Genomic DNA, 14,088 nt, shown 5'->3' on the forward strand with positions numbered 1-14,088 from the left:
CCGCATCGGCCGGGGCCCTTCCGCGTGCGGTCCCGCCGGCTCCTCAGCCGAGCCAGCAGCGGGTGACGGTGCCGTCCTCGACCTCGAAGTTGATGCGCCCGGACAGGTACTCCATGGTGATGATCGAGCCGGGCGGCAGGGACCGGACGACGCTCCAGCCGCGGGTCCTGGCGAGCCGCTCGGCCCCTTCGGCGTCGAGGCCCACATAGGACCCGGGAGCGTCGTGGGGCGGTTCGGGAGTGCGCGAAGTGGGTGACATGAACCTCACGTTAGTACCTCGGCGGTCACGCTTGTGTCACAAGTTCTCGACATATGTTTGGCCTGTTCGCCCGTCGGGCGCGGGAGGCTTTCCGGTCGTTTCTCCAGCAATTCCGAGCGCTGCCCATCAGTTCGCACGAAGGGCGCGGAAGCACGGGCCGGGGCGGGCAATTACCCTCTTCCCGCGCGCCGCCCCGAATTGCGCCGGCGTCGCGCACGCGCAGCGCACACTCTTCCTTTACACCGTGCTTACGTCGCGGGGACGACGGCGAGGCGGAGCCGCTACGGGACGAAGGGCGAGGCCGACGCCCCCGGCGATCAGCCCTCCGACCGGTCGAGGGCCCGGGACAGCCGGTCCCTGAGCGCCCGGATCGACTCCGTCAGCTCCGGCGGCTCCACCACCTCGAACTCGAAGCCCGTGAACGCCACGTGGAACACCATCATGTCGAGGGTGTTCGCCCCCGCCCGCAGCAGACAGGCGTCCTCTCCGTCCGCCGTCAGGACCCCGTCCAACGCGCCGACGACCGCGGCCGCCTCGGCGAGCGGCACCAGCAGCCGGACCGTCGCCTCCGTCGCGTACGCGGTGCCGGACACGCCCCTCGCCACATACGCCGCCAGGTCCTCGGCGGGCGGCTCGCGGGGCGGGAAACGAGGGCCGTGCGGCGGGGTCGGCTCGATCCGGTCGGCCCGGAACGTCCGCCAGTCGCCCCGGTCCAGATCCCAGGCGACCAGGTACCAGCGCCGCTCCGTGCACACCAGGCGGTGCGGCTCGACGGTCCTGCGGGTGGCCGCGCCGCCGTGGTCGCGGTAGGCGAAGCGGAGCCGCTCGCCGTCCCGGCAGGCGTTGGCCAGTTCGGTGAGGACCGCCGGGTCGACCCGCTCCCTCGGGGTGCGCAGCAGGGGCACCGTGAAGGCGTTGAGCGCCCCGATCCGGCGCCGGAGCCGGCCCGGCAGGACCTGCTCCAGCTTCGCCAGGGCGCGTACGGAGCTCTCACCGATGCCCTCGACGCCCTGGCCGGCCGCGGACCGCAGCCCGACCGCGACGGCGACGGCCTCCTCGTCGTCGAGGAGCAGCGGCGGCAGCTCGGCACCGGCCCCCAGCCGGTACCCGCCGCCCGTGCCGGGGCTCGCGTGCACGGGGTAGCCCAGCTCCCGCAGCCGATCGACGTCCCGCCGCACGGTGCGCGAGGTCACCCCGAGCCGCTCCGCGAGATCGGCACCGGACCACTCCCGGTGGGCCTGGAGCAACGAAAGCAGACGCAGCAGCCGTGCGGAGGTCTCCCACATGCCCCGAGTCTTCCACTCCTCGCGGACAGCCACGGTCCGCAACCCCGCCCGTCCCAGCCCCGCCACGGGCGCGCGGCGTCCGCCGGGCGGTGCCCCGCGCGGGGCACCGTGCCGGGGCGCGGCCCGCACCGGGGCCGGCCGGTGCGGGGGTCGCCGGAGGGCCGGCGGGACGGGGCCCGTGAGGGGGTCAGCGGAGGCGACGGAGGAGGCGGCCCGCCCTCGCCTTCTGGGTGTAGACCGCGTCCACGACCCGCCCCACCGCCCGATGCGCCCGCACCCGCCCCGGCGGGTGCACCCGCCGCCCCGCCCCGCGCGCGACGAGTTCCGTCCACAGGGCCTCGTGCCGCGCGGCGATCCGCGACGGGTCGAAGCGTTCGGACGCGGCGAGCGCCGCCCGCCCGGCCTTGGCCCGCAGCTCCTCGTCCTCGACGTACGACCGCAGCGCCGCCGCGACGGCGGCGACGTCGTCGACCGGCACGAGCCGCCCGTCGACCCCGTCCTCGATGATCTCGCGCGGCCCGTGGGGGCAGTCGGTGGAGACCACCGGCAGTCCGCACCGCATCGCCTCGACGATCGTCATGCCGAAGGACTCGCGCTGCGAGGTCACCGCGGCGATCGAGCCCTTGGCCCACTCCGGTTCCATCGGGGTCACCGGCCCCATGAGGAAGACCTGCTCGCCGAGGCCCCGTTCCTCGATCTGCCGGGCCAGCGGGCCCTTGAGGTCCTGGACGGCGTCGCCGGAGCCGTAGATCCGCAGCTTCCAGTCGGGATGGTCGGCGGCCACGGACGCGAAGGCGTCGATCAGCACGTCGTACCGCTTGACCCGGGTCAGCCGGCCCGCGGCGACGACGGTCCTCGCCGCGGGGTCGGCGGGCGGTACGGAGGGGGCGGGCACGCTGTTGGGCACGGCCTCGACGCGTACGCCGGGCAGCCGGAGCTTCCGGTAGGTCCGGGCGTCGGCCTCGGTGACCGTGGTGACGGCGTCGAGGAGCGCGTACTCGTGGGCGATGTCCCGGCGCAGCCGGTGGCTGTGGCCGCTCAGGATCAGGTGTTCCTGGCCGACGAGGACCGGTCCGCGCCGGGCCTGCCGGGCGAGGTGCACGTTGAGCCCGGGACGGGTGGCGACGAGGACGTCGGCCTCCACTCCGCGGAGGTACTCCCCGATCCGGGCGTCGGTGAGCGCGCTGTACTGCTTCCAGCGGCCGTCGCCGCGCGGGAAGACCTCGGCGGGACGGTGGAAGTCGGGGTGGTCGCCGTCGTATCCGGGGCTGTCCTTGCGCAGGTCGACGAGGTGGCGCAGGGTCACTCCGGCCGGCAGGCCGAGGATCGGACGGTCGCGGTGGCGGAACACGGAGACGATCTCGACCTCGTGGCGTTCCGCCAGTTCCTCGGCGAGCGTGAACGTGGTCCGGATGGTGCCGCCGTAGTGGTAGCCGTTGTGGAGCAGAAAGGAGATGCGCATCTACTGCCGGTTCCCCCCGGTCAGTCGGTCAGTCGGTCGGTGCCCGACTGTACTGCCGGTGCGGGGGCGCCGTTCACGGGCGGTAGCCGAGCTGGGGGACGGTCGCACAGTTCTCGGTCATGTCGCCCTGGCTCACCCAGCCCCGTCCGTCCCGCCAACGGGCCACGGACAGACAGGTGTTCCGGGTGGCGGGCGGCCGGGCCAGGTGCTCGAACCGTACGGGGAGCAGCAGTCCGCGCGCGGTGTACGGTTCCGGACGGTTCATGAACTCCTCGACGCAGCCGCGGGTGAGCGCGCCCCGGGCGAGGCAGGAGCGGGCCGCGTCGGTGAACCACATCGCCGCCGCCCAGCCTTCCAGCTGCCATTGCGACAGGGGCCGGTCGCCCATGGCCGTGCGGAAGGCGCGGACCGCCGGGTGTCCGGTGTCCTCGTAGTTCCGGCTGGAGCCCGTCGCCCACAGCGAGGCGCGGCAGCCGGGGGCCCGGGCGTAGTCGTGGGAGACGGCCGAGGACCAGTTCTGCACGTTGGTCACCTTGGCGGCGACCTCGACCCCGAGCGCCTCCATCGCCTCGCACAGGCGCACGTTGCCGTGGGTGTCCAGCGCGTCGAAGAGGAGGTCGGCGTGCTGGGCCCGCAGGTCGGCGGCGACGGCGCGGAAGTTGGGCAGGGCGAAGTCGACCTGTTCCTCGACGACGCGGTAGCCCTCGGCGCGCAGTCCCCGTGCGACCAGGCGGGCGTAGGCGGCGGAGGCGGCCTGGTTGTAGGAGACGACGGCGGCGGTCCGCGCGCCCAGCGCCTTCCGGAACCAGTGGTAGACCTCGGTCCCGCCGTACAGCGTGCCGCCCCAGCCGGGTTCGCGGCCGGTGCGCGGGGCGGAGCTGCCGTAGATGCCGTAGAGGTGCGGATAGGTGTCGTAGGCGGGGGTGAGCGGTTGGCCGCCGATGTCGGGGACGCCGGCCCGGGCGACGAGGGGCGCGCCCGCGTAGTTCAAAGCGGTGGTGGCGACGAGGGCGAAGACCCGGCGCTCGTCGATCAGCCGGTGCACGCACGCGTTGTCGCCGACGCCGCTGCCGCCGTCGTCGCAGGTCTCGACCTCGACGCGGCGCCCGTCGAGGCCGCCGTGCGCGTTGAGGGCGTCGAACCAGGCAAGGGCGCCGTCGCGCGGGCCGGTGAAGGCCTGTCCGCCGACGGGGCTGGTGGCGCTGGTGATGATCCCGACGCGGAGCGGCTCACCGCCGGAGGGGTGGGCGGTGGGCCGCGTCTCGAAGACGCGCTCCGGGAGCCGGCTGCCGCAGGCTGTGAGGAGGGCGAGCAGCACGGCCAGGAACAGCGCCGCGACCGCCTCAGCAGCCCGGGACGGTGACACCGCTCAGCTCGACCAGGCCGCACAGGGTCTTCACGGAGACCTTCCAGGTGTCCCCCTGGAGGACGGAGGTGCCCTTCGCGTCGGGCAGGGCCGGGCTGCCGTGGACGAGCAGGTCGTAGGTCACGTTCGCCCCGTCGGGCGAGGTGAAGTCGATGTTCTTGACCTTGGCCGCCGACGCCGCCGCGTTCTTGTCCCCGGCGAAGGCCGCGAGGACGGGTGCCATCTGCTCGCCGTTCTCCAGCAGCCTGGTCTTCTCGGCCGTCGGGGTCTTCGGGTCGAAGAAGGCCGTCCAGTTCCTGGTGATCTCGGCGCGTGCCGCCGCGGGGTCGTCCGGCTGGGCGGCGCCCCCCGGGGGCTGGGCCGCCGTCCCGGACGGCGGGGCGGACGAGGCGGTGTTGCCGCTCTTCGATCCGCCGTCGTCCGAGCAGCTCGCGAGGGCGGGCCCCAGGGCGAGGACGGCGACGGCACCGAGGACCGCGAGACGGGAGCGTCCACCACGTCGTACGACGACCATCTGCCTCACCACCGGGTGTCCCGCCAGTCCGGAGCGGCTGGTGTTTCCAGGGTGGGACGGATCGGGGCATAGTGCAAGGAAGAGACGAGGGAGGGCTCCGTGCCGACATCCCGGATCCTGCTCTGGAGCGGTCTCGTGGCGGCCGCCGGGGGCGCGGTGCTCTGCGCGCTCGGCTGGTACGGGGTCTCCGGCGAGCGCTTCGCGGAGCGCCAGCTGCCCTATCTGGCCTCGTGCACGGTGCCGGGGGCCGCGCTCCTCGTGGCGGGCGCGGTCCTCGTCGGTGCGGCGGCGCTGCTTCCCGTACGCCCTCCCCGGCCGCGTCCCCCCGGCCCCGAGGAGCCTCCCCCGCCGTCCTCGGACGGCCCCCTCCTGAGGGTTCCCGGGGGGACCCTCGCGCACCGCCCGGACTGCCCGCTGGTGGCGGGCAGGACGGAGGCCGTGGAGGTGGGGGACGCGGAGCTCGCCCCCTGCCCGGTGTGTGAGCCGTGGCCTCCCTGACGTACGAGCTGACGCTCGCCGGCCTCGCGGTCGGCAGCGCCGCCGCACTCACCGGCATCGGGCTGATCGTCACCCACCGGGCGACGGGCGTGCTGAACCTCGCGCACGGGGCCGTCGCCATGGTCTGCGCGTACGTGCTCCGCCAACTGGTGGTCGACTGGGGCTGGCCGCTGCCGCTGGGCGCCCCGGTCACGCTCCTCCTGGTCGCCCCCGCCCTCGGCCTGGCCCTCGACCGGGGCGTCTTCCGCCCGCTGGCGCTGCTCGGCTCCCCTCCGGCCCGGACCCTGGTGGCGACGATCGGCGTCTTCGTCCTCCTGGTGGGCGGGGCGGTGCTGCTGTGGGGCCCGGGGGCCCGGGACGACGCGCCCGTGCTGCTCGGCGACGATCCGTGGGCGCAGCTCGCTTCGGTGGTCGCGCTGGCCTGTCTGGTGGGGGCGGTGACCCGGTGGACGCGGTTCGGCCGGGAGCTGCGGGCGGTCGTGGACAACCGTCCGCTCGCCGTCCTGGGAGGCATCCACGCGGACCGGGTGGCGGCGGCGGGCTGGGCGTTCGGCTCGTTCACGGCCGGGCTCACGGGCGTGCTGCTCGCCCCGTACGTACGGCTCGACCCGTACGGGATGCCGCTGCTCGTCGTCGAGGTGATCGCGGTCGCGGTGATCGCCCGGATGCGGTCGCTGCCGGTGGCCGTGGCGGCCGCGCTCGCCATCGGCGTCGCCCAGGCCCAGCTGACCCGGCTGCACCCGCGGGGCTGGGGCGAACCCCTCCTCCAGGCCGTCGGGGCGAACCTGTTCGTGGTGGCGCTCCTGGTGGCGGCGCTCGTCCTGCCGGGCGTCGGCGGCAAGGGCGAGGACGCCCTGCCGCCGCCGGCCCGGTCCGCCCGCGTGCCCCCGGCCCTGTGGCCGGTGGCCGGCGTCCTGTTCCTCCTCCCGCTCGGACTCGCGGGCTCCGACCTGCACACGGCGGTCCAGGTGCCCGCGCTCGCCGTGATCCTCCTGTCGCTGGTCGTGGTGGCGGGCCGCGGCGGGCAGATCGCCCTGGGCCAGGCGGCGTACGCGGGCCTGGGCGCGCTGTTCACGGCGCTCCTGGCGACGGCCGGGGTCCCGGCCCTCCTGGCCCTGGGCCTCACCGTGCCGGTGGTGGCGGTGGCGGGCCTGGTGACGGGCCGGCCGGCGATCCGGCGGCACGGTCTGGCCCTCGCCCTGGCGACGCTGGCCGTGGGGGTGGCGGTGAGCCGCTTCGTCCTCGCCCAGCCGTACGCGACGGCCGGTCTGACCCTCGGCCGCCCGGCGGGCTTCTCCGACGACCGCGCCTTCTACGCCCTGGAGCTCGTCGTCCTGGCCGGTTGCCTGGTCCTGGTGGCGGCTCTCCGCCGGGGCCGCACGGGCCGTGCGCTCGCCGCCCTGCGGGACCACGAACCGGGCGCCGAGGCGGCGGGCGTCCCGGTGCCCCGCCTCAAGCTCCTCGCGTTCGTCCTGGGCGCGGCCCTGGCGGCCCTCGGCGGCGGGCTCCTCGGCATGGGCCTGCGCGCCTTCGACCCCGAGCAGTACGACCCGGTGCGCGGCCTGCTCTGGTTCGCCGCCGTCCTGGTCCTGGGCGCCGACAGCCTCCTCGCCCCGCTGGTCGCGGCGGCCGTCCTGACGACCCTCGACGCGGGCCCCCAGGCGGGCACGGCAGCGGCCCTGACGGGTCTCCTGGCCATGCTGACGGGCCGCCTCCCACCCCTGCTGACGCTGCTCCCGGCCCGAAACGGCCCCGGATCCCCCGCCCCACGGACCGGCCCGCCCCCGAGCGGGCCCCTGCGCGCAGGTCCGGGCGGTCCTCCGGGCGCCCGCCCGGCCGGGCCCTGTGCCACCGGTCCGGGAGTCCGTCCCGGCTCCGGTACGGGCGGCCCCTTCCGCGCCGGTCCGGGCGGGCCTTCCGGGTCCGCGCCGGACGAGGTCCACGGCACCGGCCCGGCCGGGGGCCGGAGGCACCCCCACGGCCCGCCGACCGCCGACGAAGCCCGGTCCCGCCCGGCGGGCCCCGCGCCCGCCCCGCACCGCGCCGCGCCCCGCGAGGGGCTCCGCGCGCACGACCTCACCCTCGTCCACCCCGGGGGCGTCACCGCCCTCTCCCACGTCACCCTCACCCTCTCCCCCGCCCGCGTCACCGCCCTCGTCGGCCCCAACGGCGCGGGCAAGAGCACGCTGTTCGACTGTCTCGCCGGGACCCTCCGCCCCCGCCGGGGCCAGGGCAGGATCACGCTCGACGGCACCGACATCACCGCCCGGTCCGCCCATGCCCGGGCCCGTCTCGGCATCGCCCGGACCTTCCAGCGGCTCGCCGTGTTCCCGTCGCTCACCGTCGAGGAGAACGTCCGCCTGGGCCAGGAGCAGAGCGGAGGAGGCGGGGACCCGGGCGCCGTGGAGCGGAGCCTGCGGCTGCTCGGGCTCGCCGGACCCGTACGGCACCGGGCGGCGGCGGACCTGCCCACCGGGACGCTGCGCCGGGTCGAGCTGGCCCGCGCGCTGGCCGGGCGGCCGCACACGCTCCTCCTCGACGAGCCGGCCGCCGGGCTCGACGCCGCCGAGACCGCCGCGCTCGCCCGGATCCTGGCCGCGCTCGCGGCGGACGGCCTGACCGTCCTCGTCGTCGAGCACGACCCCGACCTGGTCGCCGGGATCGCGCACACGGTGCACACCATGGAGGGGGGCCGGATCCTGTCGTGAGCGTCGAGATCGCCCTGCGCGCCGCCCGGGTCCGCTACGGCCCCCTGGAGGCCCTGCACGGTCTCGACCTGCCCGTGCCGGCCGGTACGGTGACGGTCCTCCTGGGCCGCAACGGCGCGGGCCGGACGACCGCCCTGCGCGCCCTGGCCGGCACGGTGGGGCTCGCGGCGGGCCGGGTGGAGTGGCGCGGGGCCGACGTGACCCGCCTCCCGGCGCACGAACGGGCGCGCCGCGGGCTGTGCTTCGTACCGGACCTGCGGGCGGTGTACGCGGGCCTCACCGTCGCCGAGAACCTCGCGCTCGCCGCACCCGGCGCCGACGCGCCCGACGCCACCGCCCCGTACCCGGAGCTGGTCCCCCTCCTGTCCAGGACGGCCGGGACGCTGTCCGGCGGGGAGCGCCGGATGCTGGCGGTCTCCCGTGCGCTGCTCTCACGCGCGCGCGTGGTGCTGGTCGACGAGCCGTCGCTCGGCATGGCCCCGCCGGTCGCGGCCCGCACGTACCGGATGCTCGGCGAGCTCGCCGTGGAGCGCGGGGCCGCCGTGGTCCTGGCCGAGCAGCGCGTCCCGGAGGGGCTGCCGCACGGCTCGCTCGTGCACGAACTGCGGCGCGGCTCCCGCGCGTCGAGCGGGGAGCCGGCCGAGTACCGCTGAGGCCACCGGACGTCAGAGCGGGTCGATCCGCAGCATGGTGCCGACGACGATCCGGTTCGGATCGGGTCCGATCAGGCTCCGGTTCGCCGCGTACAGCGCCTGCCAGCCGCCCTTGACCGCGAAGCGGCGGGCGATCGAGCCGAGCGTGTCGCCGGCCTGGACGGTGTGGACGCGCCCGGACAGGCCGTACCGCTGGGAGCAGACGGGCCAGGCCCCCCACCCCTGGGTGCGCAGCACCTCCTCGGCGACGGTGATCTGCTGCTGCCGGGTCGCCAGGTCGGCGCGGCGGGCGTACTTCAGTCCGCCGTGCTCGACCCAGGTGGGATGCCAGAACTGGAGGCCGCCGTAGAAGCCGTTGCCGGTGTTGACGTGCCAGCGTCCGCTGCTCTCGCACTCGGCGACGCAGCCCCACGGCCACTGGTCCCCCGCGCAGGCGTACGAGGGCACGGCGGCCGGCTCCCGGAGCGCGTCCGGCACGCCCGGGAGCGCGGCGGAGGCCTCCCGTACGCCGCCCGGCTGCTCCCGCGCCCCGGTGACCACGCCCGGGACGGACCCCGGGGGCGTGGCCCGGGCGGGCGCCGGTGCCAGGGTCAGGAGCGCGGCCGCGGACGCCGCCACGAGGGAGCCCGCCGTCCAAAATCGGATCTTCGACATCGGGGAAGGCTAGGCAGCCCCCCGCCGCCCCCGGCCCGTGCCGCGCGGAACACCGTTCACACCCCACCCGGTCGGAGTCACGGCCCCGGACGGGCACGGACGCCCCCGGACGGCCCGGGACGCACACGCCACCGGCAACTTGCCCCGCTTCCGCGCGTGACCCCGGCCGAGGCTGACCCGTTGAACTCGGCATGAGACGCCCGGGAACGGCCCGGCGTCCCCCCGTACCGAGTCCAGGGAGCCCCCCGTGCCGCGCATGCTCGACGTCAGCGAGGACGTACGCGCCGAGATCGGCGACGAAGAAGCGGACCGGCTGCTGGCCGGCGACAACGCCCCGGGCAGTTACGACTGCACCTCCTGCCGCACGCCGGGAGACTCCGACCAGGAGCGCACCAGCACGGTGCTGTTCGTCGGCGAGGAGACCGCGGTCCTCGCGTTCGCCCACGCCAGCTGCATCCCGTCGCAGGTCGTCCGGGTCGCCGAGGAGCAGCTCCAGGGCGCCGTCGCCTCCATCACGGCGTCCGACGCCGCCGAAGCGCTCTCCGCCTCCCACCCCGAGCAGGCCGTGCTCGGGGTCACCAGCGGTCTCGTCCTGATCGAGGGCGAGCTGCACCCGGCGCTCGTCGTGGAGCCGACCGCCCCGGTGGCCCGTCCCGGTTCGGACGGCCTCGCCGACGAGTTCCTCCCGCTCCTGGCCGAGCAGGGCTTCCAGCCGGTCATGGACCTGAACGCGAAGCCGACGATGCTGCCGGGCTGGTCGGTCCTGGTCGCCATGGGCCAGCTGCACTCCGTGCTCCAGCCGGGGCCGGGCGGCGCCGGCCAGGCCGCCTGGTGGCAGGCGCACCAGCCGCTCCAGGTCACCGAGGGCTGGCGCGCGGCGGCCAACAAGTCGCACACGGTCCTGGTCTTCGCCGCCCCGGTGGGCTCGATCGGCCAGCAGCCGCGCGAGGACCTGCTGCGCGACGCCCTGGAGAAGGCGGCCGCGAACGGCCGTCTGGTGGCCGCCGCCATGCCGCTGGCCGGCACCTGATGGAGGACGGCCGGCCGGGCATACGGCGGGCACGGCAGCTCCCGGGGGCCGGACCGGACGCTCCGGGGGCGGGTGTGCCGGCCGTGCCGCGTCCCCGGAGCGCTCCCCTTTCGGAGAGCCGCCCGCATCCGACGGACGGCGGGGTCGTTGGCACCTATGTGCACCCATACGACCCCTTCACCCAGCCGTATCCGAGCCCGATCCCCGCGATGCGTCCCGCGCGGGACGTCACGGCAGGCTCGTCGCCGACGCCGATCTACGACGCCCTGTACTCGGAGTACCGCAGGTCGTTCCGTACGCTGCCGGGCGACCGCAGCGGCGAGGAGGAGCTGAGCTTCCGGGCCTTCGGCACGGTCCTGAGCACGGGCGTGCGCGGGCGCCGGCACGCGAGCGGGTATCCGACGCCCTGGTCGGGGCAGCAGCACCCCCCCACCCAGGCGGCACTGCCACCGGGCCCCCGCAAGGGTCTCTAGTACCGAAGCGGACAGGCGGAGTGAGGTACGGCGGAGGGCCGGTACTCGATCGAGTACCGGCCCTCCGCCGTACCTCACTCCGCGGGTGTCACCCCGCGGGCGTCACTTCTTGCGGCCGCGCTTCTCGCGCACCCGGACCGAGATGTGGATCGGGGTGCCCTCGAAACCGAACTCCTCGCGCAGCCGGCGCTCGATGAAGCGGCGGTAGCCGGCCTCCAGGAAGCCGGAGGCGAAGAGGACGAAGCGGGGCGGCTTGGTGCCGGCCTGCGTGCCGAAGAGGATGCGGGGCTGCTTGCCGCCGCGGACCGGGTGCGGGTGGGCGGCGACGATCTCGCCCAGGAACGCGTTGAGCCGGCCGGTGGGGACACGGGTCTCCCAGCCGGCGAGGGCGGTCTCGATGGCCGGGACCAGCTTCTCCATGTGACGGCCGGTCTTGGCGGAGACGTTCACCCGGGGCGCCCAGGCGACCTGCTGCATCTCGGTCTCGATCTCGCGCTCGAGGTAGTAGCGGCGCTCCTCGTCGAGCTCGTCCCACTTGTTGTAGGCGATGACGATGGCGCGGCCGGACTCGACCGCCATCGTGATGATGCGCTGGTCCTGGACCGAGATGTTGTCGGTGGTGTCGATGAGGATGACGGCCACCTCCGCCTTCTCGACGGCGGCCGCGGTCCGCAGGGAGGCGTAGTAGTCCGCGCCCTCCTGGAGGTGGACCTTCTTGCGGATGCCGGCGGTGTCGACGAACTTCCACGTCACGCCGCCGAGCTCGATGAGCTCGTCGACCGGGTCGCGGGTGGTGCCGGCCAGCTCGTTGACGACGACCCGGTCCTCGCCCGCCACCTTGTTGAGCAGGGAGGACTTCCCGACGTTCGGGCGGCCGATGAGGGCGATGCGGCGGGGGCCCCCGACCGCGTTGCCGAAGCGCTGCGCGGGGGCCTCGGGCAGCTTCTTCAGGACCTCGTCCAGGAGGTCGCCGGTGCCGCGGCCGTGCAGCGAGGAGACGGGGAACGGCTCGCCGAGGCCCAGGGACCAGAGCATGGCCGCGTCGGCCTCTCCGGACTGGCCGTCGACCTTGTTCGCGGCGAGGACGACCGGCTTCCCGGCGCGGCGGAGCAGCTTGACGACGGCCTCGTCGGTGTCGGTGGCGCCGACGGTGGCGTCCACGACGAAGAGGCAGGCGTCGGCGGCCTCGATGGCGTACTCGGCCTGGGCGGCGACGGAGGCGTCGATGCCGAGGACGTCCTGCTCCCAGCCGCCGGTGTCGACGACCTTGAAGCGGCGGCCGGCCCACTCGGCCTCGTACGTGACGCGGTCGCGGGTGACGCCCGGCTTGTCCTCGACGACGGCCTCGCGGCGGCCGATGATGCGGTTCACCAGGGTCGACTTGCCGACGTTCGGGCGGCCGACGACGGCGAGGACGGGGAGCGGGCCGTGGCCGGCCTCCTCGATCGCGCCCTCGACGTCCTCGACGTCGAAGCCCTCTTCCGCGGCGAGCTCCATGAACTCCGCGTACTCGGCGTCGCCAAGTGCCCCGTGGTCGTGCTGGTCGTTCATGAAGTCCGTTCCTTGATCATTCGTGGTCGGTGGTCCCGGACGGCCGGAGCCGTGGAGCCACTACTGAGAGTGTCGCTCAGCGCCCGGTGAGGCGCCTGGCGTTTTCCAGGTGGGCGGTGAGCTTCCCCTGGATCCGTACGGTGGCCTCGTCGAGCGCCTTGCGGGTGCGGCGGCCGGATCCGTCCCCCGCCTCGAAGGCGTCGCCGAAGACGACGTCGACGCGGCCGCGCAGCGGAGGCAGTGCCTTGACCAACCGTCCGCGGCGCTCGGTGCTTCCCAGCACGGCGACCGGGACGATCGGCGCGCCGCTGCGGACGGCGAAGTACGCCAGGCCCGCGCGCAGCGAGGCGAAGTCGCCGTCGCCGCGGGTGCCCTCGGGGAAGATCCCGAGGACGCCGCCCTGCTCCAGGACGCCCAGGGCGTCGCCGATCGCCTTGCGGTCGGTCGAGTCCCGGTCGACCTTGAGCTGCCCGATGCCCTCCAGGAAGTCGCCGAGCGGGCCGACGAACGCCTCCTTCTTGATGAGGAAGTGCACGGGACGCGGGGCGGTGCCCATGAGCATGGGGCCGTCGATGTTGTGCGCGTGGTTGACGGCGAATATGACGGGGCCGGAGGACGGCACCCGCCAGGCGCCGAGGACGCGCGGCCTCCAGAGGCCGTACATCAGCCCGATGCCGATGCGACGGCCGACGGCGGCGCCCTTCGCGGAGGGCAGGGTCACTTGACGGCCGCCCTCTTCTCCTCGACGAGGGTGACGACGCACTCGATGACCTGGTCCAGGCTGAGCTCGGTGGTGTCGACCTCGACGGCGTCGTCGGCCTTGGCGAGCGGGGAGGTCTTACGGCTGGAGTCCGCCGCGTCCCGCTTGATCAGGGCCTCCTTCGTCGCGTGCACGTCGACGCCCTTGAGCTCGCCGGAGCGGCGGGCGGCACGGGCCTCGGGCGAGGCGGTGAGGAAGATCTTCAGGTCGGCGTCGGGCAGGACGGTGGTGCCGATGTCCCGGCCCTCGACGACGATGCCGGTCCCGGCGCCGCGGGCGATGGACCGCTGGAGCTCCGTGATCAGGCGCCGCACCTCGGGGACGGCGCTGACGGCGCTGACCTTGGAGGTGACCTCCTCGGTCCGGATCGGGCCCGAGGCGTCGGCGCCGTCGACGGTGATGGTGGGCCGGGCCGGGTCCGTGCCGGAGACGATGACCGGCTTGGAGGCGGCGTTGGCGACGGCCTCGGCGTCGGTGACGTCGACTCCGTTGCTGATCATCCACCAGGTGATCGCCCGGTACTGGGCACCGGTGTCGAGGTAGCTCAGCCCCAGCTCGGCGGCGACCGCCTTCGAGGTGCTGGACTTGCCCGTGCCGGAGGGCCCGTCGATGGCGACGATCACGGATTCCACGGTGGGAACACCTTCCTGGGGTGAACTGTAGGGCCCGGCGGGATGCGGGGGACCCCCACAAGGTTACCGACTCCCGGCCCCCCACCGGCCCCGGGCCGGTGGCCCGCCCCACCCACCACGCGGCCCCGGCCCGCCGAGCCGACACCCCCGCGTGCGGAGGTCCGCGCCCGGCGGGGCGACTCCCGGCGCGGACCGCACCGCCCGCGCACCGCCCGCGGGGCACCCACCTGGCGGGGCGGTGC

Annotated in this window: 14 protein-coding genes; 5 read left to right on the forward strand and 9 right to left on the reverse strand. The window is 75.1% G+C overall.

The genetic code is table 11. From position 1 onward, the window contains the following. Positions 1 to 43: 43 nt before the first annotated feature. From IE180_RS30240 to IE180_RS30260, 5 genes are all read right to left on the reverse strand, one after another. Complete coding sequence (locus tag IE180_RS30240) at positions 44 to 259, reverse strand: I78 family peptidase inhibitor (protein ID WP_190160142.1); 216 nt, start codon at positions 257 to 259, stop codon at positions 44 to 46. A 317-nt stretch (positions 260 to 576) separates the two neighbouring features. After that, positions 577 to 1,545, reverse strand: coding sequence for a helix-turn-helix transcriptional regulator (locus tag IE180_RS30245; RefSeq protein ID WP_190160143.1), 969 nt, complete (start codon positions 1,543 to 1,545; stop codon positions 577 to 579). Between the two features lie 187 nt (positions 1,546 to 1,732). Then, complete coding sequence (locus IE180_RS30250; RefSeq protein WP_190160144.1) at positions 1,733 to 3,007, reverse strand: glycosyltransferase; 1,275 nt, start codon at positions 3,005 to 3,007, stop codon at positions 1,733 to 1,735. 73 nt (positions 3,008 to 3,080) lie between these two features. Further along, the gene (locus tag IE180_RS30255; protein WP_190160145.1) at positions 3,081 to 4,373 is read right to left on the reverse strand and encodes an ABC transporter substrate-binding protein; all 1,293 of its coding nucleotides are present in this window, start codon (positions 4,371 to 4,373) and stop codon (positions 3,081 to 3,083) included. After that, positions 4,351 to 4,887, reverse strand: a complete 537-nt coding sequence (locus tag IE180_RS30260) for an MTB12 C-terminal domain-containing protein (protein ID WP_229861039.1) — start codon at positions 4,885 to 4,887, stop codon at positions 4,351 to 4,353. The genes IE180_RS30255 and IE180_RS30260 overlap by 23 nt, the downstream gene beginning before the upstream one ends. A 99-nt stretch (positions 4,888 to 4,986) precedes the next feature. Here IE180_RS30260 and IE180_RS30265 point away from each other — a divergent pair, with 99 nt between their 5' ends. The 3 genes from IE180_RS30265 to IE180_RS30275 are packed head-to-tail and all read left to right on the forward strand — an operon-like array spanning position 4,987 to position 8,746. Next, entirely contained in the window at positions 4,987 to 5,385 is a 399-nt protein-coding gene (locus IE180_RS30265; RefSeq protein ID WP_190160147.1) for a hypothetical protein, read from the forward strand. Continuing rightward, on the forward strand, positions 5,373 to 8,093 hold the full coding sequence (locus tag IE180_RS30270) for an ABC transporter permease subunit (protein ID WP_190160148.1): 2,721 nt from the start codon (positions 5,373 to 5,375) through the stop codon (positions 8,091 to 8,093). The genes IE180_RS30265 and IE180_RS30270 overlap by 13 nt, the downstream gene beginning before the upstream one ends. After that, a complete protein-coding gene (locus IE180_RS30275) occupies positions 8,090 to 8,746 on the forward strand; it encodes an ABC transporter ATP-binding protein (protein WP_190160149.1) in 657 nt (218 codons plus the stop codon). The genes IE180_RS30270 and IE180_RS30275 overlap by 4 nt, the downstream gene beginning before the upstream one ends. Before the next feature lie 12 nt (positions 8,747 to 8,758). On the opposite strand, the gene IE180_RS30280 is transcribed toward IE180_RS30275, so the two are convergent. Beyond that, positions 8,759 to 9,400: a LysM peptidoglycan-binding domain-containing protein gene (locus IE180_RS30280; RefSeq protein WP_229861041.1), complete on the reverse strand. Its 642-nt coding sequence runs from the start codon at positions 9,398 to 9,400 to the stop codon at positions 8,759 to 8,761. Between the two features lie 247 nt (positions 9,401 to 9,647). Here IE180_RS30280 and IE180_RS30285 point away from each other — a divergent pair, with 247 nt between their 5' ends. Together IE180_RS30285 and IE180_RS30290 are read left to right on the forward strand one after the other, a co-directional pair. Next, positions 9,648 to 10,430 (forward strand): DUF8842 C-terminal domain-containing protein, encoded by a 783-nt coding sequence (locus IE180_RS30285; RefSeq protein WP_190160150.1) that lies wholly within the window; start codon positions 9,648 to 9,650, stop codon positions 10,428 to 10,430. Positions 10,431 to 10,639: 209 nt separating this feature from the next. Continuing rightward, complete coding sequence (locus tag IE180_RS30290) at positions 10,640 to 10,903, forward strand: hypothetical protein (RefSeq protein ID WP_308434454.1); 264 nt, start codon at positions 10,640 to 10,642, stop codon at positions 10,901 to 10,903. Between the two features lie 102 nt (positions 10,904 to 11,005). On the opposite strand, the gene der is transcribed toward IE180_RS30290, so the two are convergent. The 3 genes from der to cmk all read right to left on the reverse strand — a co-directional run bounded on the left by der (position 11,006) and on the right by cmk (position 13,837). Then, the gene (der, locus tag IE180_RS30295; protein WP_190160152.1) at positions 11,006 to 12,454 is read right to left on the reverse strand and encodes a ribosome biogenesis GTPase Der; all 1,449 of its coding nucleotides are present in this window, start codon (positions 12,452 to 12,454) and stop codon (positions 11,006 to 11,008) included. 76 nt (positions 12,455 to 12,530) lie between these two features. After that, complete coding sequence (locus IE180_RS30300; protein ID WP_229861047.1) at positions 12,531 to 13,118, reverse strand: lysophospholipid acyltransferase family protein; 588 nt, start codon at positions 13,116 to 13,118, stop codon at positions 12,531 to 12,533. Between the two features lie 53 nt (positions 13,119 to 13,171). Further along, positions 13,172 to 13,837 carry a (d)CMP kinase gene (cmk, locus tag IE180_RS30305; RefSeq protein WP_190160190.1) on the reverse strand — a complete coding sequence of 222 codons (666 nt, stop codon included), beginning with the start codon at positions 13,835 to 13,837 and terminating at the stop codon, positions 13,172 to 13,174. Positions 13,838 to 14,088 lie beyond the last annotated feature (251 nt).

The sequence above is a fragment of the Streptomyces litmocidini genome, from assembly GCF_014649755.1.
Classification (GTDB): domain Bacteria; phylum Actinomycetota; class Actinomycetes; order Streptomycetales; family Streptomycetaceae; genus Streptomyces; species Streptomyces litmocidini.

Excerpts from the sequence above, each read along its gene's own strand:
- IE180_RS30290 (WP_308434454.1), top strand. The coding sequence starts at position 10,640 with ATGCGTCCCGCGCGGGACGTCACGGCAGGCTCGTCGCCGACGCCGATC.
- IE180_RS30240 (WP_190160142.1), bottom strand. The coding sequence starts at position 259 with ATGTCACCCACTTCGCGCACTCCCGAACCGCCCCACGACGCTCCCGGG.
- IE180_RS30300 (WP_229861047.1), bottom strand. The coding sequence starts at position 13,118 with ATGTACGGCCTCTGGAGGCCGCGCGTCCTCGGCGCCTGGCGGGTGCCG.
- der (WP_190160152.1), bottom strand. The coding sequence starts at position 12,454 with ATGAACGACCAGCACGACCACGGGGCACTTGGCGACGCCGAGTACGCG.
- IE180_RS30250 (WP_190160144.1), bottom strand. The coding sequence starts at position 3,007 with ATGCGCATCTCCTTTCTGCTCCACAACGGCTACCACTACGGCGGCACC.
- IE180_RS30245 (WP_190160143.1), bottom strand. The coding sequence starts at position 1,545 with ATGTGGGAGACCTCCGCACGGCTGCTGCGTCTGCTTTCGTTGCTCCAG.
- IE180_RS30260 (WP_229861039.1), bottom strand. The coding sequence starts at position 4,887 with ATGGTCGTCGTACGACGTGGTGGACGCTCCCGTCTCGCGGTCCTCGGT.
- IE180_RS30280 (WP_229861041.1), bottom strand. The coding sequence starts at position 9,400 with ATGTCGAAGATCCGATTTTGGACGGCGGGCTCCCTCGTGGCGGCGTCC.